This window comes from Promicromonospora citrea, assembly GCF_013004695.1.
Classification (GTDB): Bacteria; Actinomycetota; Actinomycetes; order Actinomycetales; family Cellulomonadaceae; genus Promicromonospora; species Promicromonospora citrea.
The window spans coordinates 1-24,698 of sequence record NZ_JABEMG010000072.1; the positions used below are offsets into that span (position 1 = coordinate 1).

At 73.1% G+C, this 24,698-nt stretch carries 27 protein-coding genes; 15 read left to right on the forward strand and 12 right to left on the reverse strand.

Annotated elements, in window-relative coordinates; genetic code table 11:
* A partial coding sequence (locus tag HLB15_RS14320) for a DEAD/DEAH box helicase (RefSeq protein ID WP_171106443.1) occupies nucleotides 1–1,510 on the reverse strand: 1,510 nt, incomplete at its 3' end.
* A 354-nt stretch (nucleotides 1,511–1,864) separates the two neighbouring features.
* Here HLB15_RS14320 and clsA point away from each other — a divergent pair.
* From clsA to HLB15_RS14370, 10 genes are all read left to right on the forward strand, one after another.
* Nucleotides 1,865–2,437: a cardiolipin synthase ClsA gene (gene clsA / locus HLB15_RS14325; protein WP_171106444.1), complete on the forward strand. Its 573-nt coding sequence runs from the start codon at nucleotides 1,865–1,867 to the stop codon at nucleotides 2,435–2,437.
* On the forward strand, nucleotides 2,434–3,384 hold the full coding sequence (locus HLB15_RS14330) for a DUF881 domain-containing protein (protein ID WP_171106445.1): 951 nt from the start codon (nucleotides 2,434–2,436) through the stop codon (nucleotides 3,382–3,384). The genes clsA and HLB15_RS14330 overlap by 4 nt, the downstream gene beginning before the upstream one ends.
* Complete coding sequence (locus HLB15_RS14335; RefSeq protein WP_171106446.1) at nucleotides 3,381–3,713, forward strand: small basic family protein; 333 nt, start codon at nucleotides 3,381–3,383, stop codon at nucleotides 3,711–3,713. Before HLB15_RS14330 ends, HLB15_RS14335 begins: the two co-directional genes overlap by 4 nt.
* 2 nt (nucleotides 3,714–3,715) lie before the next feature.
* Complete coding sequence (locus HLB15_RS14340; RefSeq protein WP_229785502.1) at nucleotides 3,716–4,507, forward strand: DUF881 domain-containing protein; 792 nt, start codon at nucleotides 3,716–3,718, stop codon at nucleotides 4,505–4,507.
* 270 nt (nucleotides 4,508–4,777) lie between these two features.
* Nucleotides 4,778–5,251 carry an FHA domain-containing protein gene (locus tag HLB15_RS14345; RefSeq protein ID WP_171106447.1) on the forward strand — a complete coding sequence of 158 codons (474 nt, stop codon included), beginning with the start codon at nucleotides 4,778–4,780 and terminating at the stop codon, nucleotides 5,249–5,251.
* Nucleotides 5,248–6,003: a transcriptional regulator FtsR gene (ftsR, locus tag HLB15_RS14350; RefSeq protein WP_229785501.1), complete on the forward strand. Its 756-nt coding sequence runs from the start codon at nucleotides 5,248–5,250 to the stop codon at nucleotides 6,001–6,003. Before HLB15_RS14345 ends, ftsR begins: the two co-directional genes overlap by 4 nt.
* Nucleotides 6,004–6,137: 134 nt before the next feature.
* On the forward strand, nucleotides 6,138–6,659 hold the full coding sequence (locus HLB15_RS14355) for a bifunctional nuclease family protein (protein WP_171106466.1): 522 nt from the start codon (nucleotides 6,138–6,140) through the stop codon (nucleotides 6,657–6,659).
* A 99-nt stretch (nucleotides 6,660–6,758) separates the two neighbouring features.
* Nucleotides 6,759–7,349 (forward strand): MerR family transcriptional regulator, encoded by a 591-nt coding sequence (locus tag HLB15_RS14360; RefSeq protein WP_171106449.1) that lies wholly within the window; start codon nucleotides 6,759–6,761, stop codon nucleotides 7,347–7,349.
* Nucleotides 7,350–7,404: 55 nt separating this feature from the next.
* Nucleotides 7,405–8,079, forward strand: a complete 675-nt coding sequence (locus HLB15_RS14365; protein WP_171106450.1) for an MBL fold metallo-hydrolase — start codon at nucleotides 7,405–7,407, stop codon at nucleotides 8,077–8,079.
* Between the two features lie 79 nt (nucleotides 8,080–8,158).
* On the forward strand, nucleotides 8,159–9,244 hold the full coding sequence (locus HLB15_RS14370) for a mechanosensitive ion channel family protein (protein WP_171106451.1): 1,086 nt from the start codon (nucleotides 8,159–8,161) through the stop codon (nucleotides 9,242–9,244).
* On the opposite strand, the gene HLB15_RS14375 is transcribed toward HLB15_RS14370, so the two are convergent.
* Both HLB15_RS14375 and HLB15_RS14380 read right to left on the reverse strand, forming a co-directional pair.
* A complete protein-coding gene (locus tag HLB15_RS14375) occupies nucleotides 9,219–10,412 on the reverse strand; it encodes a phospholipase D-like domain-containing protein (RefSeq protein ID WP_171106467.1) in 1,194 nt (397 codons plus the stop codon). The two genes, HLB15_RS14370 and HLB15_RS14375, sit on opposite strands and share 26 nt — an antisense overlap.
* A gap of 234 nt (nucleotides 10,413–10,646) precedes the next feature.
* Nucleotides 10,647–11,678 carry a tyrosine-type recombinase/integrase gene (locus HLB15_RS14380; RefSeq protein WP_171106452.1) on the reverse strand — a complete coding sequence of 344 codons (1,032 nt, stop codon included), beginning with the start codon at nucleotides 11,676–11,678 and terminating at the stop codon, nucleotides 10,647–10,649.
* A 114-nt stretch (nucleotides 11,679–11,792) separates the two neighbouring features.
* Between HLB15_RS14380 and HLB15_RS14385 the strand changes: the two genes are divergently transcribed.
* A complete protein-coding gene (locus tag HLB15_RS14385; RefSeq protein ID WP_171106453.1) occupies nucleotides 11,793–12,839 on the forward strand; it encodes a zinc-binding dehydrogenase in 1,047 nt (348 codons plus the stop codon).
* 133 nt (nucleotides 12,840–12,972) lie between these two features.
* Here the strand turns inward: HLB15_RS14385 and HLB15_RS14390 are convergent, their stop codons facing one another.
* The 4 genes from HLB15_RS14390 to HLB15_RS14405 all read right to left on the reverse strand — a co-directional run bounded on the left by HLB15_RS14390 (nucleotide 12,973) and on the right by HLB15_RS14405 (nucleotide 15,666).
* Complete coding sequence (locus HLB15_RS14390) at nucleotides 12,973–13,581, reverse strand: TOPRIM nucleotidyl transferase/hydrolase domain-containing protein (RefSeq protein ID WP_171106454.1); 609 nt, start codon at nucleotides 13,579–13,581, stop codon at nucleotides 12,973–12,975.
* Between the two features lie 588 nt (nucleotides 13,582–14,169).
* Entirely contained in the window at nucleotides 14,170–14,547 is a 378-nt protein-coding gene (locus tag HLB15_RS14395; RefSeq protein ID WP_171106455.1) for a nuclear transport factor 2 family protein, read from the reverse strand.
* A gap of 9 nt (nucleotides 14,548–14,556) precedes the next feature.
* A complete protein-coding gene (locus HLB15_RS14400) occupies nucleotides 14,557–14,952 on the reverse strand; it encodes an MmcQ/YjbR family DNA-binding protein (protein WP_171106456.1) in 396 nt (131 codons plus the stop codon).
* Nucleotides 14,953–15,006: 54 nt separating this feature from the next.
* The gene (locus tag HLB15_RS14405; RefSeq protein ID WP_171106457.1) at nucleotides 15,007–15,666 is read right to left on the reverse strand and encodes a helix-turn-helix domain-containing protein; all 660 of its coding nucleotides are present in this window, start codon (nucleotides 15,664–15,666) and stop codon (nucleotides 15,007–15,009) included.
* A gap of 110 nt (nucleotides 15,667–15,776) precedes the next feature.
* On the opposite strand from HLB15_RS14405, the gene HLB15_RS14410 reads away from it, so the two are divergent.
* Nucleotides 15,777–16,715 carry an oxidoreductase gene (locus HLB15_RS14410; protein ID WP_171106458.1) on the forward strand — a complete coding sequence of 313 codons (939 nt, stop codon included), beginning with the start codon at nucleotides 15,777–15,779 and terminating at the stop codon, nucleotides 16,713–16,715.
* 91 nt (nucleotides 16,716–16,806) lie between these two features.
* Here HLB15_RS14410 and HLB15_RS14415 read toward each other — a convergent pair whose 3' ends face one another.
* Both HLB15_RS14415 and HLB15_RS14420 read right to left on the reverse strand, forming a co-directional pair.
* On the reverse strand, nucleotides 16,807–17,892 hold the full coding sequence (locus tag HLB15_RS14415) for a fatty acid desaturase family protein (protein ID WP_171106459.1): 1,086 nt from the start codon (nucleotides 17,890–17,892) through the stop codon (nucleotides 16,807–16,809).
* A gap of 62 nt (nucleotides 17,893–17,954) precedes the next feature.
* Nucleotides 17,955–19,244, reverse strand: coding sequence for a sensor histidine kinase (locus HLB15_RS14420; protein ID WP_171106460.1), 1,290 nt, complete (start codon nucleotides 19,242–19,244; stop codon nucleotides 17,955–17,957).
* Nucleotides 19,245–19,344: 100 nt separating this feature from the next.
* Here HLB15_RS14420 and HLB15_RS14425 point away from each other — a divergent pair, with 100 nt between their 5' ends.
* Nucleotides 19,345–20,001 carry a response regulator gene (locus HLB15_RS14425; protein WP_171106468.1) on the forward strand — a complete coding sequence of 219 codons (657 nt, stop codon included), beginning with the start codon at nucleotides 19,345–19,347 and terminating at the stop codon, nucleotides 19,999–20,001.
* A gap of 29 nt (nucleotides 20,002–20,030) precedes the next feature.
* Nucleotides 20,031–20,381 carry a Rossmann-fold NAD(P)-binding domain-containing protein gene (locus HLB15_RS14430; protein WP_171106461.1) on the forward strand — a complete coding sequence of 117 codons (351 nt, stop codon included), beginning with the start codon at nucleotides 20,031–20,033 and terminating at the stop codon, nucleotides 20,379–20,381.
* On the opposite strand, the gene HLB15_RS14435 is transcribed toward HLB15_RS14430, so the two are convergent.
* The 3 genes from HLB15_RS14435 to HLB15_RS14445 are packed head-to-tail and all read right to left on the reverse strand — an operon-like array spanning nucleotide 20,378 to nucleotide 23,719.
* Nucleotides 20,378–22,795 carry an ATP-binding cassette domain-containing protein gene (locus HLB15_RS14435; protein WP_171106462.1) on the reverse strand — a complete coding sequence of 806 codons (2,418 nt, stop codon included), beginning with the start codon at nucleotides 22,793–22,795 and terminating at the stop codon, nucleotides 20,378–20,380. The two genes, HLB15_RS14430 and HLB15_RS14435, sit on opposite strands and share 4 nt — an antisense overlap.
* Nucleotides 22,796–22,802: 7 nt before the next feature.
* Nucleotides 22,803–23,234, reverse strand: a complete 432-nt coding sequence (locus HLB15_RS14440) for a VOC family protein (protein WP_171106463.1) — start codon at nucleotides 23,232–23,234, stop codon at nucleotides 22,803–22,805.
* A gap of 5 nt (nucleotides 23,235–23,239) precedes the next feature.
* Nucleotides 23,240–23,719: a helix-turn-helix transcriptional regulator gene (locus tag HLB15_RS14445; protein ID WP_171106464.1), complete on the reverse strand. Its 480-nt coding sequence runs from the start codon at nucleotides 23,717–23,719 to the stop codon at nucleotides 23,240–23,242.
* A 267-nt stretch (nucleotides 23,720–23,986) separates the two neighbouring features.
* Between HLB15_RS14445 and HLB15_RS14450 the strand changes: the two genes are divergently transcribed.
* Nucleotides 23,987–24,698: AAA family ATPase (locus HLB15_RS14450; RefSeq protein ID WP_171106465.1), on the forward strand; the 712-nt coding region annotated here is incomplete at its 3' end.

Here is a 24,698-nt window from a genome sequence, read left to right on the forward strand (position 1 = left end):
GGTCGCCGTCGCGCGAGGCGGCACGGCGCGCGGCCGCCGCCTTGGCCTCGGCCCGCTCCCGCTCGTACTCCTCCTGCTCGGCGCGGGCGCGCGGCCCGTCGTCGCCGACCGCGAGCGCCGTGACGGCTGCGGCGACGTCGACGGGGTCGGCGTCGTTCTCCTGGAGGTAGGTGCGGATGAGGTCGGCGTACATCTCGAGGCGGCCGGCCTCGCGGCGTGCGGCGATCTTGTCGAGGGTGCGCTTGGCCCGGTGGGCGGAGACGTCCTTGGGGGAGGGGATGTCGGTCTCTTCGAGCTGGGCGCGGATGGTGCGTTCGATGGCGCGGAGCTTGCCGCGTTCGTGGGGGGTGACGAAGGTGAGGGCTTCGCCGGTGCGTCCGGCGCGGCCGGTGCGGCCGATGCGGTGGACGTAGGCCTCGGGTTCGCCGGGGACGTCGAAGTTGACGACGAGTCCGATGCGGTCGACGTCGAGGCCGCGGGCGGCGACGTCGGTGGCGACGAGGACGTCGAGGGCTCCGGAGCGGAGGCGTTCGACGATCTTCTCGCGTTCCTTCTGGGCGACGTCGCCGGAGATGGTGGCGGCGGAGATGCCCTTCTCGACGAGGGCGGAGCCGACGTCTTCCGCGGCGCCGCGGGTGCGGGTGAAGACGATGGCGGCGTCGGCGTCGGAGGTGGCCAGGACGCGGGTGAGGGCGCCGATCTTGTGGCGGAAGGGGACGACGGCGTAGGTCTGGTGGACCGCGGTGACGGTGGAGGACTGCCGGGCGACGGCGATCTGGACCGGGTCGGTGAGGTGCTGGTCGGCGACCTTGCGGATGGCGGGGGGCATGGTGGCGGAGAAGAGGGCGACCTGGCGCTTGGCGGGGGCCTGGCCGAAGATCTCCTCGACGTCCTCGGCGAAGCCCATGCGGAGCATCTCGTCTGCTTCGTCGAGGACGAGGAAGCGGATGTCGTCGAGGTTGAGGGCGCCGCGTTCGAGGTGGTCCTTGATGCGGCCGGGGGTGCCGACGACGACGTGGACGCCGTCGCGGAGGGCGCGCTGCTGGGGGACGTAGGGTGCGCCGCCGTAGACGGGCAGGACGCGGACGTCGTCCATCTGGGCGGCGAAGGACTCGATGGCGTCGGCGACCTGCATGGCGAGCTCGCGGGTGGGGGTCAGGACGAGGGCCTGGACCTTGCGGAGCGTGGGGTCGACGGCGGCGAGGAGGGGGAGGCCGAAGGCGGCGGTCTTGCCGGTGCCGGTCTGGGCGACGCCGGTGATGTCGCGGCCGGCGAGGAGCTCGGGGATGGCGCGGGCCTGGATGGCGGAGGGGGTGACGAAGCCGAGCTCGTCGACGGCGGCGCGCAGGGGTGCGGGCAGGTCGAGGTCGGCGAAGGTGGGCTCGTCGGGGGTGGCTGCGGGGGCCGGGGCGTGCGGGGCCTCCTGGTCGCGCGGGGGGTTCTCCGGGGCCTGGGTGGGGGTGTCCGGGGTGTTCTGGGGCGCGATCAGGTCAGGGGTGTCGAGTGACATGCAGTGAGGAACCGTTCGTCGTGGGTGTGGGGGAGGAGTCAGGGCCGAGGTGAGGGCCCTCGCGTCGCTCGCTCCCGAAAACACCTTCCCCGCAGCGGATCTGCGGGCCCGGCGCACGGTGGGTGCGCACACGGGAAGACGACGAACTCCAAGGGAATGTGTGTCCATCTTATCGGGTGCGGTGTGGTTCGGCACGGGGGTGGGGAGGTGATGTGCGGCACGGCGTGCTGGTCGGGGGTGTGTCGTGGGTGTCCGGGCGGGTGTCCGGGCGGGCGGCGCGCCGGTGCGTATCCGCAAGGCGGGGCCCGTAGGATGGCGGCCGACGACGAACCGGCGTGAACGAGGGCGGTGTGCGTGTCCACTGGGGCGGAGCTGAGCTCCCGGGTGCTGACCGTGCCCAACGTGATCAGTCTGGTGCGGCTGGCGCTCGTGCCGGTCTTCGCCTGGTTGATCGTGGTGGGCGAGGACGGGTTCGCGCTGCTGGTGCTCGCGGTGTCGGGAGCGACGGACTGGTTGGACGGCGTGCTGGCGCGCCGGCTGAACCAGGTGACGCGGCTGGGGCAGATGCTGGACCCGCTGGCGGACCGGTTGTTCATCTTCGTGACCCTGATCGGCCTGGCGTGGCGTGAGGTGGTGCCGCTGTGGCTGGTGCTGGTGATCGTGGCGCGTGACGTGATGCTGGCGCTGACGGTGCCGGTGCTGGCGCGCCTGGGGTACGGGACGCTGAACGTGAGCATGGTCGGCAAGGTCGCGACGTTCGCGCTGCTGTACGCGTTCCCGCTGCTGCTGCTGGCGGAGGTACCGGGCTGGGTGGGTGCGACGGCGCACGTGGTGGGCTGGGCGTTCACGTGGTGGGGCGTCGGCCTGTACTGGCTGGCGGGGCTGCAGTACGTGGCGCAGGTGCGCCGGCTGGCGGCGGGGGCATGACGGGTCCCGGTGCGCCGGTGACCGACCGGCGTCCGGACGAGTCCATGACCCTCCTGCGGGAGGTGACCGAGCGGCCGCTGGACCCCGGGTACGCGCTGATGGCGGAGCGCCGGGCGCGCGCGGGCGAGACCGCGGCGCCGCGGCGCCGCCTGCCGGGTGCTGCCGCGCTGGTCGTGGTGGGCGCGCTGCTGGGCGGTGCGACGACGGTCGCGGTGCTGGACCTGCGAGCGCCGCAGCCGGAGGTGTCGCGGGGTCGTGCGGTGCTGATCGAGCAGATCCGTGACCGTGGTGCGCAGGTGGAGGCGCTGTCGGGGCGGGCGGCGGAGCTGAGCGCGCAGGTGGGCCGGTTGCAGAGCGGTGGTGTGCTGCCGTCGGCGTTGCTGGAGATCAACGAGCTGGACCGGTGGGTGAACGGGTCGACGCCGGTGCGGGGGCCTGGCCTGGTGGTGCGGTTGACGGACGGTTCGGGTGGCGGGCTGGTGGAGCCGGGTGACGCACCGGCGGAGTCGCGGGTGCGGGACGCGGACGTGCAGTTCGTGGTGAACGAGCTGTGGGCGGCGGGGGCGGAGGCGATCGCGGTGAACGACGAGCGGTTGACGTCGTTGTCGGCGATCCGGAACGCGGGGGACGCGATCCTGGTGGACCTGCAGCCGCTGAACGGTCCGACGTACACGATCGAGGCGGTGGGGGACGCGGACGAGATGCAGGTGGCGTTCGCGCGGTCGGCGGGGCTGGGGTTCCTGCAGCTGCTGAGCGCGGAGTACGACATCGAGCACGCGGTGTCCACGAGTGACGGGATGTACCTGCCAGGCGCGGGGGCGCGGACGCTGCGGTACGCGCACGTGCCCCGGGCGCAGGACGGTGCGCAGGACGGTGCCGGCAGCGAGGGTGACGACGAGGACGAGGCCGGGCCCGGGAGCGGGTCCGGCGAACAGGAGGACGGATGATCGCGATCGTCGGGCTCGTGATCGGGGTGGCGGCGGGCCTGCTGCTGCAGCCGACGGTGCCGCTGATCCTGCAGCCGTACCTGCCGATCGCGGTGGTGGCGGCGCTGGACGCGCTGTTCGGTGGTCTGCGGGCGATGCTGGACGGCCTGTTCGACGACAAGGTGTTCCTGGTGTCGTTCCTGTCGAACGTGGTGGTGGCAGCGTTCATCGTGTTCCTGGGTGACCAGCTCGGCGTGGGCGGTCAGCTCTCGACCGCCGTCGTGGTGGTGCTGGGCATCCGGATCTTCTCCAACGCCGCCTCGATCCGCCGGCACATCTTCAAGGCGTGAGCATGACCGGACGCGACGACGTCGCCGGGGTACCGGCTCCTGAGGACCCGCAGGCTCCGGACCCGCCCGTGCGCCCCGAGCCCGGGTGGCGGCGCCTGGCGCACCTGCTGCGCCCCCGCTGGACCCGGTCGGAGCTGCTGACCGGTGTGCTGTGCCTGCTGCTGGGGTTCGCGCTGGCGGTCCAGGTCGGGCAGTCGACGGGCGACCAGCTCAGCGGCCTGCGGCAGGACGAGCTGGTGCGGCTGCTGGACGAGGTGACCCAGCGGGCCGACCAGCTCGATGCGCAGGTGTCCGACCTCGAGGGCATCCGCGACGACCTGCGTTCCGCGGGTGGCCGCGACCAGGCGGCTCGTGACCTGGCGCGGCAGCGTGCCGAGCAGGAGGGCATCCTGTCCGGCAGGCTGCCGGCCCAGGGCCCCGGCGTCACCGTCCACGTGGCCGACGGTGACCGGCCCCTGGAGGCGCAGGTGCTGTTCAACCTGCTCGAGGAGCTGCGCAACGCGGGCGCCGAGGCCATCCAGGTGAACGGGGTGCGCCTGGTGACCACGAGCTACTTCGTCGACTCCGGCGGCGGCGTGGTCCTCGACGGCGCCGCCGTCGCCTCGCCGTACGAGTGGACGGTGATCGGCGACCCGCGCACGATCGACCGCGCTCTGGAGATCCCGGGCGGCGCGCTGCCCCGCGTCCGCGAGGAGGGCGGGGAGGCGACCACCACGACGCTGGACCAGGTCACCGTCGACGCGGTGCGCATCCCGGGCGAGCCGGAGCACGCGGAGCCCGCCGACGACCGCTGAGCGGCGCCCCGGTGCGGCCCGGTGGAAACCGGCATGCAGAACCGCCGTGACGTGGGTAGTTTTATCCCAGTTGGTGCACGCGCCGCCGTCGGGCCGGCGCGCGCCCCGACGCCACCCTGGTTCCCGCTCTCAGCAGGATCGATGTAGGTTGAGACGTACGTCGGGCGGAACTCGGACGGCGCCCCAGGCGTTGACGAAGGAACAGCACCAACCGGCCCCCACGGCCGGCCCGACGACCATCCCCACCCACCCCGCACCCGAGGAGACCTGATGACGGACCCCAGCGCCCATCCGGTCGGGCCCGAGACCACGGCCAACCTGGGTCGCATCGCGTTCCCGACCTCCGACGAGCAGGCGCCGCGCACGGCGCTCAGCCCGGAGGAAGCCGCAGCCGTCGCCGCCCTGCCGCGGCACTCCGCCCTGCTCATCGTGCAGCGCGGCCCGGGGTTCGGCGCCCGCTTCCTCCTGGACACCGGTCGTGCGGTCGCCGGACGCAGCGAGCAGGCCGACATCTTCCTCGACGATGTCACCGTGTCCCGCAAGCACGCCGAGTTCGTGCGCGAGGGCGACTCGTTCGTCGTGCGCGACATCGGGTCCCTGAACGGCACCTACGTCAACCGCGGCCGCATCGACGCCGCCACGCTCGTCACCGGCGACGAGGTGCAGATCGGCAAGTTCCGGCTCACGTTCCACGCCAGCCCCCAGGCGCCGGCGCAGTGGGCCGCGGGGACGCCCGCCCCGTGACCGCGGGCGCCGCACGCGCCGGACGCGACCCCGAGGCGGGTCGCGACGCCGCTGACGCCGTCGAGCCGTGGCCCCGGGGCATCTCCCGGCAGCCCTCGATGCGCATCAGCGACGTCCTGCGCGCCCTCGGTCAGGAGTTCCCCTCCGTCTCGCACTCCAAGCTGCGGTTCCTGGAGGAGCAGGGCCTCATCGAGCCCGTCCGCACGCCGTCCGGGTACCGGCAGTACAGCCAGGCCGACGTCGAGCGGCTCCGGTTCGTCCTGACCGAGCAGCGCGACAGCTACATGCCGCTCAAGGCCATCAAGGAGCGCCTGGCGGCGATGGACGCCGACCCGGACTCCGCCGAGCACCCCGCCCCACGGCTCGCCGCGAACGGCACCGCCCCCGCCCGCCGCCGCTGGACCGCCGCGTCCGTCGCGCAGGCCGCGGGCGTCAGCGAGGAGTTCGTCACCGACCTCGCCCGGGCCGGGCTGCTGCCCTCCTCGGGCGGCACGTTCGGGTCGGCGGCCGTCGACGTCGCGCGCATCGCCGGTGCCCTGGCCCAGTACGGCATCGAGCCACGCCACCTGCGTTCCTTCCGCACCTCCGCGGACCGGCAGGTCGCGCTCGTCGACCAGGTCGTCGCACCCCTGCGCAGCCAGCAGGCCACCGCCGCCCGCGGCCGGGCCGCCAGCATGGCCACCGAGATGGGGGAGCTGTTCACCCGGCTGCACGCCGCCTGGATCCGGCAGGGCGTCGACGACCTCGCCTGACAGCGCCCCGACCGACAGCGCCCGCCGGGCCAGGCCGGGCCCGGCCGAAGAAGTTTGCCCGAACTTGCGCCGACCGCGCGACGAGCACCGGCCCGACACCGTACGGTGAAAGAGTGAGGCCTGACGACGTGCCGATGGTCCCGGTGGAGATCCTCGGCGTGCGACAGCAGCAGCGCGACCAGGAGATCGTCGTGCTGCTGCTCGACAGTGCCGCCGACCTCGCCGTCCCCATCGTCATCGGCGCCCGCGAGGCCAGCGCGATCGCCATGGCACAGGCAGGCCTCGCCACCCCGCGCCCCATGACGCACGACCTGCTGCGCGACGTGCTCGGCGCCGTCGGCGTCACCCTCGACCGGGTCGAGATCGTCGCCCTGGAGGGCGGCATCTACTTCGCCGAGCTCGTGCTCAGCAACGGCGTGCACCTCGACTCGCGCGCCTCCGACGCCATCGCCCTGGCCGTGCGCACCGGCAGCCCCGTGCTGTGCTCCGCCGAGATCGTCGCCCTCGCCGGCGTCGAGATCGTCGACGTCGACCAGCAGGCCGAGGTCGAACGCTTCCGCGACTTCCTCGACCACGTCAGCCCCGAGGACTTCCTCGGCCCCGGCAGCCCAGGAGGCGGCCCCGGGCCCAGCCCCGGCGGCGGACGTGACGACTGACACCCCGGTCCGCGCGACACGCCACGGCGTTTCACGGCGCGCATCTTTGAAATCACCTCCGCCGCGCCATAGCGTGGTCACGACACCCCAGGAGGCACAGTGAACACCAGCGGTGAGAGAGCCACACGCGCTACGGTCCCGCACGGAGCGCAGGGTCTCCTCTTCGGTGAGGACCTGACGGAGCAGGACGCCACGACCGGCTACCGCGGCACCACGGCGTGCCACATCGCCGGCATCACCTACCGTCAGCTCGACTACTGGGCCCGCACCGGGTTGGTCGAGCCCAGCATCAAGCCCGCCACCGGCTCCGGCACCCACCGGCTCTACAGCTTCCGCGACATCCTCGTGCTCAAGGTCGTCAAGCGGCTCCTGGACACCGGCGTCTCCCTGCAGCAGATCCGCACCGCCGTCACCGCCCTGCGCGAGCGCGGCGTCGAGGACCTCGCCCAGATCACCCTCATGTCCGACGGCGCGAGCGTGTACGAGTGCACCTCGCCCGACGAGGTCGTCGACCTCGTCGCCGGCGGCCAGGGCGTGTTCGGCATCGCCGTCGGCCGCGTCTGGCGCGAGATCGAGGGCACCCTGTCCCAGATGCCGACCGAGACCATCGACCAGCAGGACACCGGGGACGTCCCCGCCGTCGAGGGCGACGAGCTCGCCCGCCGCCGCGCGGCCCGCTCCGCCGTCTGACCGCCCGCCGCCCGGTGCCGCCGCGACGCACCGGGCGCAGGCGTAGCCTGCACGTATGCACCTCACCTTCCACGGTCACGCCTGCGTCAGCCTCACCCTGCCCGACGGCGCACACCTGGCCCTCGACCCCGGATCCCTCAGCGACGGCGCCGCCCTCACCGACGCGACGGCCGTGCTGGTCACGCACGACCACATCGACCACCTCGACCCCGAGCCCGTCGCCGAGCACCTGCGCACGCACAGCGGCGCACGCCTGTGGGGACCCGCGAGCGTCGTCGAGGCACTGACGGCGGCCGGGGCACCGGCCGAGCGCGTGCAGGCGGTCACGCCGGGCGACGAGCTCGAGATCGGCGGCGCGCGGGTACGGGTCGGCGGGGGCGCGCACGCCGAGATCCACCCCGACACGCCGCCGCTGCCGGTCAACGTGACCTACCTGGTCGAGGCGGACGGGAAGAGCCTGTACCACCCGGGGGACTCCTACGAGCCGCCGCAGGAGGTGCCCGGCGGTCGGCTGGACGTCCTGCTGCTGCCGGTCTCGGGCCCCTGGATGAAGCTGCGCGAGGCGATCGACGCCGCCCGCTCCGTCCCCGCGGGCACCGTGGTGCCGATCCACGACGGCCTGCTGTCCGAGGTGGGCCACGGGCTGGTGGGCCGGTGGCTGGACACGGCACGCCTCGGCGGCGACTACACCTACGCCCGGCTCACGGCCGGGCAGTCGCTGACGGTGTGACCCCTCACCACCCTGCCCGGTTCGCGCTCTTCGATCGGACATTTTGCGCCGAACGGGCAGGGTGGGTGAGGCTTGCGGCGTGGCTGACGAGGAGATCGAGCAGGCGACCAACCTCGCCGTGACGCTGGGCTGGGCGGTCCTGGCCGGTGCCGTCGCGTTCGTGGCGGTCGTGGTGCTGTCCAAGGTGGTGCGCAGCGTGGCGCGCCGCAACGCGACGGTGCGGGTGGCGGCGCTGCGGCTGCGCAAGCCCGCGCACGCGACGTTCGTGGTGCTGGCGATGTGGATCGCGGTGTGGTCCACCGCCAACCGGAGCGACCCGTGGTTCCCCGTGCTGGAGCACGTCGTGGTGGTGTCGCTGATCCTGAGCTCGGCGTGGATGGTCGGCACGGTCGCCGTCGTCGCCGAGGACCGGGCGCTGCGGCGGGTCGGGGACCGGCTCAACGGGCTGCACGCCCGGCGCCTGCGCACCCAGATCGTCGTGGTGCGGCGGCTGACCGTCGGCCTGGTCGCCGTGCTGGCCGGCGCGGCCGTGCTGTTCACGTTCCCCGAGGCGCGGGCCGCGAGCGCCAGCCTGCTGGCGTCGGCGGGTGTGCTGTCGGTGGTGGCGGCGCTGGCGGCGCAGTCGTCGCTGGGCAACGTGTTCGCGGGGTTGCAGATCGCGTTCGGTGACGCGTTGCGGGTGGGTGACGTGGTGGTGGTCGAGGGGGAGTGGGGGCGGGTCGAGGACATCACGCTGGCGTACGTGGTGGTGGGGATCTGGGACGAGCGCAAGCTGATCCTGCCGTGCACGTACTTCACGACGACGCCGTACGAGAACTGGACGCGCCGGTCGTCGGAGGTGCTGGGCACCGTGGAGGTCGATGTGGACTTCCGGGTGCCGGTGGAGGCGATGCGGGCGGAGCTGGAGCGGGTCGTGCGCGGGTCGCGGCTGTGGGACGGGCGGACGGTGGGTCTGCAGGTGACGGCGGCGGTGTCGGGGGTGGTGCGGGCCCGGGCGCTGGTCAGTGCGGCGGACTCCTCGGCGTTGTGGGACCTGCGGTGCCTGGTGCGCGAGGGGCTGGTGACGTGGTTGCAGCGCGAGGCGCCGGACGCGTTGCCGCGGACGCGGTGGGAGGGCGCTCCGGGGCCGGCGGGTCAGGTCACAGCAGGGGGCGCAGCGGGATGAGGAGGTACTCGCCGATCTTGGCGACGGCGCCGCGGGCCTCCCACTGGGCGAGGGTGAGCTCGGTCGCGTTGGACAGGTCCATCGCGAAGATGTCCTCCATGCGGGCGGCCAGGCCGGGGTCGACGATCTCGAGGTTGACCTCGTAGTTGCCGGTGAGGCTGAGGCGGTCGATGTTCGCGGTGCCGATGGTGGTCCAGCGGCCGTCGATGGTGGCGGTCTTGGCGTGCACCATGGCGCCCTGGTACAGGAAGATCCGTACCCCGCCGCGCAGCAGGGAGGCGTACTGGCCGCGGGCGAGCCAGTCGGCCACGACGTGGTTGGAGCGGTGCGGGACCAGGACGCGGACGTCGACGCCGCGCGCGGCGGCGGCCAGCAGGGCGGCGTGGATGTCGTGGTCGGGGATGAAGTACGCCTGGGTGATGTAGACGTGGTCGGTGGCGCGGTCGATCGCGTCGAGGTAGATGCCGCGGATGGGGAAGACCAGCTCGGAGGGCGCGTTGCGGGCGGCCTTGAGGTGCGGCATCCAGGTGTGGGAGCCGACGTCGGTCAGCACGGGGTGGCGGGGCTTGCGGTGCCGGTTCCAGAAGTCGACGAACGCGTTGCGCAGCTCCCAGACCGACGGGCCCTCCAGGCGCACGTGGGTGTCGCGCCACTGCGTGGCGTACAGGGACCCGATGTTGTACCCGCCGACGAAGCCGATCTCGTCGTCGACCACGAGGATCTTGCGGTGGTCGCGGCCCGAGGTGCGGACGTTGAGGTAGGCCATGCCGCGGCGCAGCACGGGGAAGCGCAGCACGTGCACGCTGGGCGGGAAGCGGAAGAACGAGTACGGCACCACGAGGTTGGCGAACCCGTCGACGATGACGTACACGTCCACGCCGCGGGCGGCGGCGTCGATCACGGCCTGCTTGAACCGCTGTCCGACCTCGTCGTCCTTCCAGATGTACGACTCGAGCATCACGGTGCGGCGGGCGCCCGCGATGGCCTCGAGCATCGCGTCGTACAGGTCGGCGCCGTAGGTGTAGACGGTGGTGGCCGTCTCGTCGATGTGCTCGGTGAGCGGCTTCTCGGTCGGGAACTTCGTGGTCAGCGGGTGCAGGCGCCGGCGCACGAGGTCGGTGACCGTGAGCGCCACCGCGGCCGTGACCGGCACGGCCGCCGCGACCATCGCCGCACGCGTGGCCAGCGACCGTACCCGGTGGACGAAGTCCGGGGGCAGGTCGAGCGTCAGGCGGGGCAGGTTGCGGCGGGGAGTGCGCGGGGTCGTGTGGGAGGCCACGCCCTCACCGTACCCGCAGACGGCGCGCCGTTCCCGGATTTCTTCCTGCCACCAGGTGCGTCGCCGGTCACTCGATACCGGTCACTCGATACCGGTCACTCGATACCGGTCACTCGATACCGGTCACTCGATGGCCGCCGCCAGCGGGTGGGAACGAATCGCCGCGGCCAGCTCACCCTCGATACGGTCCAGGTACACGCCCGTCGTCGCGATCGACGCGTGCCCCAGCAGCTCGGCGACCACCTTCACGTCCCACCCGTCGGCCACCAGCAGCGTCGCGGTCGTGTGCCGCAGCGCGTGCGGCGTCGCCTCCCGCTGGTACGGCGCCGGCATGCGCGCCACCGCACGCGCCAGCAGCGCCCGGATCGCCTGCGTGTCGATCCGCCGCCCCCGCCACGACAGCAGCAGCGCCCGCTGCGCGTCCTCGTCGTGGGGGCGCCGGGCCGCCAGCGTCGGACGCAGGCCCGTGAGGTAGTCCTCCAGCGCCCGCGACAACGGCGGCGACAGCGTCACCGTGCGCGTGGACCCACCCTTGCCGCGGATGCGCCACCGCGCGTGCCCCGGCTCCCGCGTCAGGTCCGCGACGTCCGCCCGTGCCAGCTCCGACACCCGGGGACCCAGCACCAGCAGCAGCGCCACCACCAGCCGGTCACGCAGCGTCAGGTCCTGGTCCGTGCGCGACGACGCCGGGACCGGCGGCGTCGTCAGCAGGCTCCGCGCCGCCCCCGCCGACAACGCGGTGCGCGCCGTGCGCAACGTGCCCCGCACCTTCGCCGGGGGAGCGGCCCACTGCATCGGGTCCGCCTGCACCCAGCACTCCCGCACCGCGTACGCGAAGAACCGCGTCACCGACTGCCGGAACCGGTTGACCGTCGCCGTGCTGCGCCCCGGACCCGGCTTGCGCCCCGGGTCGGTGTACCGGGCGTCCGGCGCCGCCTGGTACCGCACCAGCACCGTGTCCACGTCCGAACCCGTCACGTCGTCCAGCACCCGTTCACCACCCGCCAGACGCCCGAACTCCCGCACGTCCCGCGAGTAGCTGCGCGCCGTGGCGGGGGACAGGACACCACGGATCGTCTCGACCTCGACCGCCGCGAGATAACGACGGACGGCTTCGGCGACGGTGATGCGCTCGAGGCGCGGAGGAGCGACCATGCCCGTCACCCTATGCACCACCACTGACACTCCCGATATGCCGGAATGGGCCCCTGACCTGCGACGGGGCGGCCACCACGACCATCACCGGAGCACCCGTGGTTGAATCCGCACGTGCGCGCCATCCAGCTCGACGAGTTCACCGGCCCCGTCCATGTCCGCGACGTCCCCGACCCCACCGCGCCCGACGGCGGCGTCGTCGTCCGCGTGCACGCCACCGGGCTGTGCCTCAGCGACTGGCACGCCTGGGCCGGGCACGACCCCGACATCACCGCCCTCCCGCACGTGCCCGGGCACGAGCTGGCGGGCGTCGTCGACCAGGTGGGCGCCGGCGTCACCCGCTGGCACGTCGGCGACCGGGTCACCGTCCCGTTCGTCAGCGGCTGCGGCACCTGCCACTGGTGCCGCACCGGCCAGGCCCAGGTCTGCCCCGACCAGACCCAGCCCGGCTTCACCCACTGGGGCTCCTACGCCGAGCTCGTCGTCCTGCACGCCGCCGACGCCAACCTCGTCGCCGTCCCCCACGACGTCACCCTCGAGACCGCGGCGAGCCTCGGCTGCCGGTTCGCCACCGCCTACCGCGCCGTCGTCGGCCGCGCCCGGGTCGCACCAGGGGAGTGGGTCGTCGTGGTCGGCGCCGGCGGCGTCGGGCTCAGCGCCGTCATGATCGCCGTCGCCCGTGGCGCGCGCGTCGTCGCCGTCGACCGCAACCCCGCCGCCCTGGACGCCGCCCGCCGCGCCGGCGCCGAGCACACCCTCCTCGCCGACGGCCGCGACGTCCCCGCCGCCGTGCACGACCTCACCGGGGGAGGAGCCCACGTCTCCCTCGACGCCGTCGGCAGCGAACCCACCTGCGCCGACGCCGTCCTCAGCCTGCGCCGACGCGGCCGCCACGTCCAGGTCGGCCTCTTCACGCCCGTCGACGGCGGCCCACGCGTCCCCCTGGCCCGCGCCATCGCCTGGGAACTCGACCTGCTCGGCAGCCACGGCATGGCCGCCGCCGACTACCCCGAGATGCTCGACCTCGTCGCCACCGGCGCCCTGCGACCCCAGGAGCTCCTCGACCGCGTCGTCGGCCTGCACGAGGCCGCCGCACTGCTGCCCACCATGGACACCGCGCCCCGCGCCGGGATGGTCGTCCTGGACCCGCGCCGGGACTGAGCCGCCCCCGGACGCGCGCGCCGGTCAGCTTTCAACCCGACGTTTCTCGGCTTTGGAGCCCTCCAAAGCCGAGAAACGTCGGGTTGAAAGCGAAGCGGTCCCGGCGGCGACGTCGACCGGACGGCGCTCGCGGTCACGGGTGCGACGCCGGGGCCTGGTCGGCGAGCGCCCAGCGCAGGGCGGCGTCGAGCGGCTGCGGGACGCGATCGTCGGGGACGGCCTCGGTGAACAGGCGCGCGTAGAGCTCTTTGCGGCCGCTGCCGCTGCCCAGGAACCGGTGCAGCACCTGCTCCATCGACCATCCCCGCTGCGCGGGCTGTCCGCGGAGGCGTTCGAGGCTGCGCAACGCGCCCTGTGCCGCGATCACCGCGACGCAGCCCTCGACGCCGAGCGCCCGGACCAGCTCGTCCTCCAGGTCGCGCTCGCAGCGGAAGAACCCGACGGTGGTCAGATCAGCGGTGTCGCCGGGTGGGCGCAGGCCGGCGCGGTCGAGGCTTCTGACCACCACGTGCTCCTCGCCGGCGTCGTACAGCCCGCCGACCCGGACCTCGGGGTGCGCGGACAGGGCCGCGAGGTGGTGACCCAGGTTCGTGACGCCTCCCATGGGGACGACTTGTACGCGGCCCGGCCGCAGGGGGAGGGCCCGACGGCGGGCGAGGGTCTCGACGGCGGCACGGTCGCTCTCGCCCTCGACGAGGAGGGCGGTGCGCGCGGTGGGGTCCAGGACGCCGGCGAGGTTCATGTCCCGGGAGCGTAGGACGGTCGGGCCGTGCGGGGCGCGGGATTATCCGCCGGCAGGGCCGTGATCCTTGTTCATCGTTGTAGAGCGTTGTGTTGCGCTATACACAATGGTTTGTATGAGTTGGTGGTGGTTCGGGTGGGGGTGGAGGGTGCCCGGCGGGCGCCGACCCCGGTCGTCTGTGCTGGCCGCGACCGCATATTCGGCTCTTGGTGCTGACTTCGGCGTCGACGGACCGATCTCGGCACGAAGGACCGAACGCAGGGGATGTGTGGTGACACGGTGCCGAGATCCGTGCCGGGTGGGCGGGATGTCTGGCTCGGTGTGGCACGAAAGTCGGGCTGGTGCTCTCGGTCGACGCATCGACGTCGCGTGCGCGGCAGGCCGGCACCGCGCAGCCGGACGCGTGCTCGAGGTCGGCCGACACCTGTGCCGATCGACAGGCGAGCTCACGACCTCGACGCGAGCTCACGACCTGGCACCAGGCAGCACGCAGGGGCAGGGGCTGCGGCCCGGATCCCACCCGTCAGCCCTGCCGAAATGACATAATGTGCATTATCGGATGTCGAAGGACCCGCCGAGAACCGCGGATCAGTGCCGGTCCGGCGCGATCGGCCACTCCTCGAACGCCGTGCAGCGCCCGTCCTGCGTGAGCTCCAGGAGCCACAGGTCGCGCCAGCGGTCACCCGAGCCGTAGTCGACCTCGACGCGCACCACGGCGGTCGCCCCGTCGACGGCGACCACGGACGAACGCATCGTGAAGTCCTCGTCGGGTCCGTCCCGTCCGTCCTCCCAGAACGCCGCGAGCGCCGGCAGCCCCTGGACGGGTTCTGCCCAGGGTGAGGTGCGGTAGGTGGCGTCGTCGGTGAACAGCTCGCCGAGGGCGTCGGTGCCGGGCGTGCGCCAGAGGCGTTCGTAGGCGTCGACCCAGGTGCTGACGGCTTCGTGGCCGGGTGTGTCGCTCGTCATCTCTCGACGCTAGTCCGCGGCGGCCGGTTCGGCGATCGGGTCCGGGCGGTCGACCTGGGCGGCGAGGCGCTGCGGTGCCTGGATGCAGTACGAGTCGGTGAGCAGCTCGGTGAGCTCGTCCCAGTCGGTGTGGTCGTCCAGGACGAGGCCGACGACGTTGGTGCCCCAGTCGGTCTTGAAGTACGGGGCGCCGAGGTGGTCGAACGCCTGGACCTCGTCGGGGTCGGCGCGGAAGGTGACACGGACCAGGCCGTCCTCTCCCCCGAACACGTGTGCGACGGTCGCCTCGCGCACCTTCCAGGCGACTCCGGTCCACGCGTCGTGCTCGGCGCACTCCGGGAGGCGAGTCAGGACGGCGGCGAGGCGTTCGACGACGGTGGTGGGGACGAGGGCGCGTTCGGTCACGGCAGCAGTGTGGCACCCGTCACCGACACTCCCCCGGGCCGGTGGACGGCCCGCTCAGACGAGCCCGAGCTCGCGTGCACGGGCGCCGGCCTGGAAGCGGGAGTCGGCGCCGAGGGCGTCCATGAGCTCGGCGACGCGGCGGCGGTAGGTGCGCACACCGAGGCCGAGGGTGCGGGCGGCGGCCTCGTCCTTGACGCCCTGGCCGAGCAGGTCGAGCACCTGGGGTGCGATCTGGCGGATCTCGCCGATGCGGGCGTCGTAGGTGGCCAGCTCGGTGGCGCCGCGCCAGGCGGCCTCGAACAGGGACAGCACGCCGTGGACGGTCTCGGGCTGGGTGATGACGCTGTAGGCGCGCCGGCCCGCGGTGACGTCGCCGGCCAGCAGAAGGACCCTGCGGTCGAGGACGATCGTCTCGTTGATGGGTTCGGTGGTGATCCGGATCTGCGCGCCGTGCCGGTCGCGGTCGCGGGCCCGGCCCTGTGCGGCGAAGGCGTCCAGGAGCACGGTGGAGCGGTAGATCTTGCGCACCGTGACCTCGCCGGGGCGGCGCGTGCGGACCAGGGCGGTGAGCTCGTTCGACGCCTGGGTGGCAGCCCAGGTGGCGAGCTCGTTGGCGGCGCAGACGACCTCGGTGGCGGCGGCGAACAGGTGCAGGGTGCGGTCCAGGAGCTCTTGCTCCCCGTGCACCACGGTGACGGCCTGTCCGGTCTGCATGGTCTCGATCCTGCCGCGTGCCGCTCCCCCGCGCCACGCCCGGGGCGGCCCGTTCGGCAACAAGCTGCCACGACGACGACGGCCGGCGGTGCCGGGGCGAGGCTGGAGGCATGACGACGAACACCATCCTTGACAGCACCTCCTCCCCCGCTGCCGCCGCGGGCACGTGGCGGCTCGGCGACGTCACCGTCAACCGCGTCGGGTACGGCTCGATGCGGGTGGCGGGCATGCCGTGGGAGCCGGCACGGCCGCGCGAGGCGTCGCTGGCGGTGCTGCGCCGGGCCGTGGAGCTCGGCGTGAACCACCTGGACACCGCCGCGTTCTACTTCACGCCGCTGCGGTCGAGCAACGAGCTCATCAGCACCGCCCTGCAGCCGTACGGGGACGACCTGGTGATCGCGACGAAGGTCGGGCCGGCCCGGTCACGGGACGGCCGGTTCGAGGCGATGGCGCGGCCCGAGCAGCTGCGCGCGCAGGTGGAGGAGAACCTGCGTCAGCTCGGTCGCGACCACCTGGACGTGGTGAACCTGCGCTGGGGCACCGGGCACGACCGGGACGACGGGTCGGTGGCCGAGCACGTCGGCGCCCTGGGCGAGCTGCGTGACGCCGGTCTGGTGCGGAACATCGGCCTCTCCAACGTGGTGGCCGCGCAGCTCACCGAGGCGCTGACGGTCGCGCCGATCGTGTGCGTGCAGAACCGGTACGGCCTGACGGAGCGTGCCTCGGAGGACGTGCTGGAGCTGTGCGGGCGGCACGGCATCGCGTTCGTGCCGTTCTTCGCGGTCGTGGGCGTCGAGCCGGGTCCGCAGGCAGCCGCGAGCGCCGGTGTGTCGGCCGGTCAGGTGGAGGTCGAGGCGGTCGCGAGCGCCCACGGGGCCACGGCGGCGCAGGTTCGGCTGGCGTGGACGCTGCACCGGGGGGCGCACGTGCTGGCGATCCCCGGGACGGGGAGCGTGGCGCACCTGGAGGAGAACGTCGCGGCCGGTGCGTTGCGGCTCTCCGGGGACGAGCTCGCGCTGCTGGATGGTGTCGCGGCGCCTGTGGGGTGACCGGTGGTGGAGGGAGCGCGACGCCCGGAGCCTCGTCCTCGAGGTTCCGGGCGTCGGGTGTCGACGACGGCGGGGGCTACCGGCGGGAGGACTACCGGTACTGCGCGACGACGGGGCAGTCCATGGGGTTGACGTGCCCGAGGCCGACGCGGTTGAGGTAGTCGACGATGATCCCGTAGGACTCGAACAGGCCGGTCTCGGTGTAGGGGATGCCGCGCTCGGCGCAGAACTCCTGGACGAGGGGGCGGGCGGCGCGCAGGTTGACGCTGGCCATGCGGGGGAAGACGTGGTGCTCGACCTGGAAGTTGAGGCCGCCCATGGCGTACTCGATGAACCGGCCGCCGCGGATGTTGCGGGAGGTGAGGACCTGGCGGCGCAGGAAGTCGATGGACAGGTCCTTGGGCAGCAGGGGCATGCCCTTGTGGTTGGGGGCGAACGTGGCGCCCATGTAGAACCCGAAGACGGCGAGCTGGACGGCGAGGAACGCGGCGCCGAGGGCCGGGCCGAGGGTGAGGAGGACCAGTGCGGGGAACCCGATCAGGCGGACGGCCAGGAGGGTGGCCTCGACCCAGCGGTGCTTGACGGTGGGGACGGTGGCGAGGGTGTGGACGGAGTGGCCGTGCAGCACGGGGCCGAAGAGCGTCAGGATCGGGAAGAACAGCCAGCCCTGCCTGCGGGTGACCCACCCCAGGATGCCGGTGCGCCCGACCTCCTCCCCCGGGACGAACACGAGTGCGCCGGTGGCGATGTCGCCGTCCTTGCCGATGACGTTCGGGTGGCCGTGGTGCCGGTTGTGCTTGCGGTTCCACCAGCCGACGGACAGGCCGACGACGAGGTTGCCCAGGACCAGCGTGAACCACTCGTTGGCCCGTGTGGAGCCGAAGATCTGCATGTGCCCGCCGTCGTGGGCGAGGAACGCGGCCTGCGTGAACACGATGCCGAACAGGGCGGCCACCGCGAGCTGCCACCAGGTGTCGCCCAGCGTGAGGAGGAGGGTGAGCGCGAGCGCCAGGGCCGCGGTCACGGCGAGGGTGCGTCCGACGTACCAGCCGATGCGCCGTTCCATGAGGCCGGCGGCGGTGGCGCGTTCGACGAGGTCGAAGTAGTCGCGGGTCTGCTTGTTGCGGGCGGTGCGGCGAGGGCGTTCGGTGCGCGGGGGTGCCTCAGTGGTCGTCATGGGGGTGACGGTAGGAACGGGTTCTGGTGGTCCGCGTCCCTCAGGAGAGCCAACTGCACCCCCTACCCGGGTAGGGGGTCGGCGGGGCTGTCGGGGGTGTCGCCGAGGGGCAGGGTGGCGGTGAGGCGGAAGCCGCCGTCGGGTGTGGGGGTGGCTTCGACGGTGCCGCCGAGGGCGGTGGCGCGTTCGCGGATGCCGGCCAGGCCGAGGCGGGCGCCGGGTGCGGCGTCGTCGGCGCGTTCGGGTGGGGTGTTGGTGACGCGGACGGTGAGGTCGTCGGCGTCCTGGACGACGGTGACGGTGACGGCGGCGCCGGGGGCGTGCCGCAGGGCGTTGCTGAGGGCTTCCTGGACGGTGCGGAAGGCGGTGAGGCCGACGGCCTCGGAGACCTCGGGGGCGGTGGCGGAGCCGGTCGTGGGCGAGGCGACGCCGGAGTAGGTAATCCGGGCGCCGGAAGCGCGGGTGGACTCGATGAGGTCGGCGACGTCGGCCAGGCCGGGCAGCGGTGCGGTGGGGGCGGTGTCGTGGCCACGCAGGAGGCCGAGCAGGCCGCGCATCTCGTGCAGGGCGCGGCGGGAGGAGGCGGCGATGTCCTCGAACTCCTGCTGGACGGCGTCGTGCAGGCCGGGCTGCCGGTAGCGGGCGGTGGAGGCCTGGACGGTGATGACGGACATGCTGTGGGCGACGACGTCGTGCAGCTCGCGGGCGATGCGGTTGCGTTCCTCGAGCTCGCGGCGTCGTTCGGACTCCTCGGCGCTGTGCCGCTCGGCCTGCTCGGCGCGGACCACGCTGAGGATCCACAGGCGGCCGATGATGCCGACCAGCGCCATGCCGGCGCTCAGGGAGACCAGGACGACGCCGTTGGCGACGGCAGCGGTGCCTGCGACCCGGTCGATCGTGGTGTGGGTGATGGCGGCGGGCGCCAGGACGGTCATCATCGACCCGGCGAACCACAGGGCCGCGGCCCAGTACCACGGGTGGCGCAGTGCCAGGACGAGCACGGTGAGGCAGTGGGTGAGCAGCACGGTGACGGGCCAGGGCCAGGGCCATCCGTCGGGTGCGCCCGCCGTGACGGTCATGAGGCCGAGCGCGCCGATCACGGAGGCGGGCAGCCCGGCCCACGGCCAGCGCATCGCCAGGAGCGCCGCCGCGCAGTGCACCAGGGTGGCGGCCATCGCGGCGGCCGGGTGAGCCCCGTACCCGGAGGCGGTCACGGGCCAGCCGACCGCGACGAGGGCGACGGCGGCGACGGCCACGAGCGTCCACAGCCAGACGACCTCGCGACGCGCGATCGAGGTCGCGCCCAGGTCGAGCCGGGTCAGCGAGCGCAGCACGTGGCGGGAACGGTCCATCCGCAGCAGGCTATGCGCTCCGCCGCGCGAGCGCGTCACTCCTGAGATGTAGGTTGGTGGGCATGCACCACCGCCCCTGCTCCACCGTGAGGCACGTGTGATCCGGGTCCTGGTCGTGGACGACCAGTCGATGATCCGGGCCGGGTTCGCGGCGTTGCTGGAGGCGCAGGACGGGATCACCGTGGTCGGTACCGCCGACGACGGCCTCGGCGTGGTCGACGTGGTGCGGCGCACGCAGCCCGACGTCGTGCTCATGGACATCCGGATGCCGAAGGTCAACGGCCTGGACGCGACCCGGGCGATCCTCGCCATGCCGGGCGTGCCGCCGCGGGTGATCATCCTGACGACGTTCGACGCGGACGAGTACGTGTTCTCGGCGCTGCGGGCAGGTGCCAGCGGGTTCCTGCTCAAGGACTCCCCCGCCGAGGAGCTCACGCACGCGGTCCGGGTGGTCGCCGAGGGCGAGGCGCTGCTGTCGCCGAAGGTCACCCGGGCGCTCATCGCGGACTACGCGGCCCGGCCGAACGCCCCCGCCGCGCCCGACGCGCGGCTGCGGGGCCTGACCGAGCGCGAGCTGGAGGTGATGCGGCAGGTCGCGGCGGGACTGTCGAACGCGGAGATCGCCGCAGAGCTGGTGCTGGCCGAGCAGACCGTCAAGACGCACGTCTCCCGCATCCTGACGAAGCTGGACCTGCGCGACCGCACCCAGATGGTGGTGTGCGCGTACGAGTCGGGCCTGGTGCGCGCGGGCCGCTGAGCCGGCGGCCGCTGGGTACCCTGTGCGCCGTGCGGATCGCAGTCACCGGCTCCACCGGCGCCCTGGCCGCCCTGGCGCTCGCGGACCCCTCCGGCACCCACCACGACCTCACCGGCCCCGCCGCGCTCGACCTGCACGCCGTCGCCGACGTCCTGACCGGCCTCGGCGAGCGCCCCGTGCGGTACACGGACGTGCCGCCGCCCGCCCTGGCGCAGGAGCTGGCCGGGGTGGGCGAGGACCCGTGGTGGACGTACGCGTACTGCAGCATGTTCGCCGCCGTGCGGGAGGACCGGTGGAGCGCCGTGTCGGGTGAGGTACGGCGCCTGACCGGGCGTGACCCGCTGGCGCCGGCGGACGTGCTGCGTGGCGACACCGCCTAGGCCGGGGCCGTCGCGACCTCCTCCGCCCCGACGTACCGCGCCAGGTGCTCCCCCGTGACCGTCGACCGGGTCGCGACCGCCTCGGCGGGCGTGCCCTGGAACACGACGCGGCCGCCGTCGTGCCCCGCGCCGGGGCCGAGGTCGATCAGCCAGTCCGCGTGCGCCATGACGGCCTGGTGGTGCTCGATGACGACCACCGACTTGCCCGAGTCCACGAGCCGGTCGAGCAGGCGCAGGAGGGTGTCGACGTCGGCCAGGTGCAGGCCCGCCGTCGGCTCGTCGAGGACGTAGACGCCGCCCGGCTCGCCGAGGTGGGTGGCGAGCTTGAGGCGCTGCCGCTCGCCGCCGGACAGGGTGGTCAGCGGCTGGCCGATGGTGAGGTAACCGAGGCCGACGTCGGCCAGACGGGACAGGATCGTGTGCGCGGCCAGGGTGCGGGCGGGGCCGTCGCCGAAGAACTCCACGGCCTGGGCCACGGACATGTCCAGCACCTCGGCGATGTCCTTGCCGCCCAGCCGGTACTCGAGCACGGCGGCCTGGAACCGCTTGCCGGCGCAGTCCTCGCACACGGTGGTCACGGTGTCCATGAACCCGAGCTGGGTGTAGATCACGCCGGCGCCGTTGCACGTGGGGCACGCGCCCTCGGAGTTCGCGCTGAACAGGGCGGGCTTGACGCCGTTGGCCCTGGCGAACGCCTTGCGGACGGGGTCGAGCAGGCCGGTGTACGTGGCGGGGTTGGAACGCCGGGAGCCCTTGATGGCGCCCTGGTCCACCACGACGACGTCGTCGCGGCCCGCGAGGCTGCCGTGCACGAGCGAGGACTTGCCCGACCCGGCCACGCCCGTGACGACGCACAGCACGCCGAGCGGTATGTCGACGTCGACATCGCGCAGGTTGTGGGTCGAGGCGCCGCGGATCTCGATGACGCCCGTCGGGGTGCGCGGCTCGGTCTTGAGCGCGACGCGGTCGCCGAGGTGGCGTCCTGTGAGCGTGTCGCTCGCGCGCAGCTGCTCGACGGTGCCCTCGAAGCAGACGGTGCCGCCCTGGGTGCCCGCGCCGGGCCCGAGGTCGACGACGTGGTCGGCGATCGCGATGGTCTCGGGCTTGTGCTCCACGACCAGCACCGTGTTGCCCTTGTCCCGCAGCTGCAGCAGCAGGTCGTTCATCCGCTGGACGTCGTGGGGGTGCAGGCCGATGGTCGGCTCGTCGAACACGTAGGTGACGTCGGTCAGCGCCGAGCCGAGGTGGCTGATCAGCTTGGTGCGCTGCGCCTCTCCGCCCGACAGGGTGCCCGACGGGCGGTCCAGGGTGAGGTAGCCCAGCCCGATCTCGACGAACTTGTCCAGCAGGTGCTGCAGGCTGCTCAGCAGCGGCGCGACCGACGGCTCGTCCAGGTCGCGCACCCACTGCGCGAGGTCGCTGACCTGCATCGCGCACGCGTCCGCGATGCTGACGCCCGCGATCTTCGACGCCCGCGCCGCCGGTGCCAGGCGGGTGCCGTCGCAGTCGGGGCAGGTGACGAACGTGACCGCGCGGTCGACGAACGCGCGCAGGTGCGGCTGCAGCGCGTCGCGGTCCTTGCTGAGCATCGAGCGTCGCACCTGGGGCACCAGGCCCTCGTAGGTGAGGTTGGCGCCGCCGATCTTGCGCTTGGTCGCGTCCCGGAACAGCAGGTCGTGCCGCTCGGTGTCGGTGTAGTCCCTGACCGGCTTGTCGCCGTCGAGCAGGCCGGACTCGGTGAAGAACCGCACCGACCAGCCGCCTGCCTTGTACCCGGGCACGAGGATGGCGCCCTCGTTGAGCGACCTGTCCTCGTCGACGAGCTGGGTCAGGTCGATGTCGGAGACCCTGCCGCGCCCCTCGCACGTCGGGCACATGCCGCCGTGGTAGACCGCCTCGCGCACGATCTGCTTCTCGCCGGTCGCCGACGTCATCACCCCGCTCGCGGTGCGGGCGGGCACGTTGAACGAGTACGCGACCGCCGGGCCCGCCGGCGGCGTGCCCAGGCGGCTGAACAGCAGCCGCAGCAACGCGTTGGCGTCGGTCACCGTGCCCAGCGTGGAGCGCGGGTCGGCTCCCAGCCGCTCCTGCCCGACGACGATCGCCGTGGTCAGGCCCTCCAGCACGTCCACGTCGGGCCGCGCCAGGGACGGCATCATGCCCTGCACGAACGCGCTGTAGGTCTCGTTGATCATCCGCTGCGACTCCGCGGCGATCGTCTCGAACACCAGCGAGCTCTTGCCGGAACCCGAGACCCCCGTGAACACCGTCAGCCGGCGCTTGGGGATGCTCAGGCTCACGTCCCGCAGGTTGTTCTCCCGCGCGCCCTGCACGCGGATCGTGTCGTGCCGGTCAGCAGGGTGCCGGTCAGCAGGGTGCCTGTCGGGGCCGTCGGTCAGTCCAGGGATGCACACGCGCGCCTCACAGCTGCTTGATACGGACGGTGTTGCCCGCCGGGTCGCGGAACGCGCAGTCCCGGAACCCGTACGGCTGGTCGACGGGCTCCTGCATGACCTCCGCGCCCGCCGCCTGGACGCGCTCGAACGTCGCGTCCAGGTCGTGGCTGCCGAGGATCACGGCCGCGTAGGTGCCCTTGGCCATCATCTCGGCCACGGTGCGCCGCTCGGCGTCGGTCACGCCGGGGTCCGCGGCCGGCGGCGTCAGCACGATCGACGTCTCCTGCCCGGGAGGGCCCACCGTGATCCAGCGCATGGCGCCCTGGCCCACGTCCATCCGCACCTCGAAGCCCAGGGCGTCGCGGTAGAACGCGAGCGACTCCTCCGGGTCCGTGTGCGGCAGGAAGGTCTGCTGGATGCTGATGCCCGGTCCTGTACTGCTCGATCCTGTGTTCATGGCCCTCACGCTAGGTCCGGTGCGGCCGGGGGCGCTTCTCGATTCCTGACCGGCTCGCGCACCGGCCGGGTCACCTGCTTGGCGATGCAGCCCGGGAGCCCCGAGGTGTCGACCGCCTGCTGCGCCAGCATCGGGTCCTGCCGGTACACGCTCGGCGGGACCCCGACCAGCTCGGTGAACCGTGTGCTGAACGTGCCCAGCGACGAGCACCCCACCGCGAAGCACACCTCCGTGACGCTCAGGTCGCCGCGCCGCAGCAGCATCATCGCGCGCTCGATGCGCCGGGTCATCAGGTAGCTGTACGGCGACTCCCCGTAGGCCGCCTTGAACAGCCGCGACAGATGACCCGCCGACATGTGCACACCGGCTGCGAGCGCCGCGACGTCGAGCGGCTGGGTGTAGTCACGGTCCATGCGGTCGCGGACACGGCGCAGGAGGGCGAGGTCGCGCAGCCGGTCGTCGCTGGGCCGGTCGGGTGTGCTCACGGGCCCGATGGTGTCAGATCGCGGGGTGCGATGCGGACCATCACAGGATTTCTTTCGTCGGACGGGAACACGGCGGGTGGTTTCGTACGTTGGAACCAGCGGAATGAGCATTTGTCCGACGTACTGAGACACAGGGTGTGAGCTCGTGCTCCCCCTGGTCCGCTGGTGGTCCGTTCGCCCTCCCGGTGCCCGCTCAGGGTCCTCGCAGGGTTGGTGGACCGGCGCGCGCGATGCTGCTCACCCGGCCCCCTACGCACGGAGGACCATGTGACCGCACCCGATGTTCGACCCGCCCTCCGACCTGTCCGTCCCGTCGACGACGACGCCGACCTCGACCTCGACCTCGACCTCGACCAGGACACTGACCAGAACACCGACCGGAACACCCTGCACCACCCGGTGGACCTCGCCTCCGCGCCGCAGGCACCGCGCCTGATCGTGGTGGGTGGTGTGCCGGGCGCCGGCAAGACGACGCTGCTGGCGCACGTCGCGCGGGACGTGCCGCGCAGCGTGGTGCTGGACCCTGACCGTGACCGGCGCCGGTTCGCGCGTCGCCTGCCCTCGTGGGTGCCGTACGGGGCCTACCGGTGGGCGGTGCACACGCTGCACGCCGTCCGGACCGTCGCGCGCCTGGTGCGCGGCCCGCGCGGCGCGGGCCCGCTCCTGGTGCACGACACGGCCACGCGCCGGCTGCGGCGGCGCGCACTGGGCCTGCTGGCGCGGGCGCGCGGCTGGGACCCCGTCCTGGTCGCGATCGACGTGCCCCTGGAGGACGCGCTGGACGGCCAGCTGGACCGGGGCCGCGTGCTGACCCCGCACCACTTCGTGCGGCACTGGCAGCGGTGGGCGGCCCAGCGGGACCGCCTGGCCGGGGAGACGGCGGGTCACGGCGGCCCGTGGGCGGCCGTGCACGTCCTGTCCCGCCCCGAGGCGCTCGAGCAGGTGCGGTGCCTGGCGGCCCGGGCCCGCGCCGTCGCGC

What these genes read in the sequence shown, in the direction of transcription:
- HLB15_RS14330 (WP_171106445.1), top strand. Translation starts at nt 2,434, where the DNA reads ATGACGGGTCCCGGTGCGCCGGTGACCGACCGGCGTCCGGACGAGTCC.
- HLB15_RS14335 (WP_171106446.1), top strand. Translation starts at nt 3,381, where the DNA reads ATGATCGCGATCGTCGGGCTCGTGATCGGGGTGGCGGCGGGCCTGCTG.
- HLB15_RS14340 (WP_229785502.1), top strand. Translation starts at nt 3,716, where the DNA reads ATGACCGGACGCGACGACGTCGCCGGGGTACCGGCTCCTGAGGACCCG.
- HLB15_RS14345 (WP_171106447.1), top strand. Translation starts at nt 4,778, where the DNA reads ATGACGGACCCCAGCGCCCATCCGGTCGGGCCCGAGACCACGGCCAAC.
- HLB15_RS14355 (WP_171106466.1), top strand. Translation starts at nt 6,138, where the DNA reads ATGGTCCCGGTGGAGATCCTCGGCGTGCGACAGCAGCAGCGCGACCAG.
- HLB15_RS14365 (WP_171106450.1), top strand. Translation starts at nt 7,405, where the DNA reads ATGCACCTCACCTTCCACGGTCACGCCTGCGTCAGCCTCACCCTGCCC.
- HLB15_RS14375 (WP_171106467.1), bottom strand. Translation starts at nt 10,412, where the DNA reads ATGGTCGCGGCGGCCGTGCCGGTCACGGCCGCGGTGGCGCTCACGGTC.
- HLB15_RS14380 (WP_171106452.1), bottom strand. Translation starts at nt 11,678, where the DNA reads ATGGTCGCTCCTCCGCGCCTCGAGCGCATCACCGTCGCCGAAGCCGTC.
- HLB15_RS14390 (WP_171106454.1), bottom strand. Translation starts at nt 13,581, where the DNA reads ATGAACCTCGCCGGCGTCCTGGACCCCACCGCGCGCACCGCCCTCCTC.
- HLB15_RS14395 (WP_171106455.1), bottom strand. Translation starts at nt 14,547, where the DNA reads ATGACGAGCGACACACCCGGCCACGAAGCCGTCAGCACCTGGGTCGAC.
- HLB15_RS14405 (WP_171106457.1), bottom strand. Translation starts at nt 15,666, where the DNA reads ATGCAGACCGGACAGGCCGTCACCGTGGTGCACGGGGAGCAAGAGCTC.
- HLB15_RS14410 (WP_171106458.1), top strand. Translation starts at nt 15,777, where the DNA reads ATGACGACGAACACCATCCTTGACAGCACCTCCTCCCCCGCTGCCGCC.
- HLB15_RS14415 (WP_171106459.1), bottom strand. Translation starts at nt 17,892, where the DNA reads ATGACGACCACTGAGGCACCCCCGCGCACCGAACGCCCTCGCCGCACC.
- HLB15_RS14420 (WP_171106460.1), bottom strand. Translation starts at nt 19,244, where the DNA reads ATGGACCGTTCCCGCCACGTGCTGCGCTCGCTGACCCGGCTCGACCTG.
- HLB15_RS14440 (WP_171106463.1), bottom strand. Translation starts at nt 23,234, where the DNA reads ATGAACACAGGATCGAGCAGTACAGGACCGGGCATCAGCATCCAGCAG.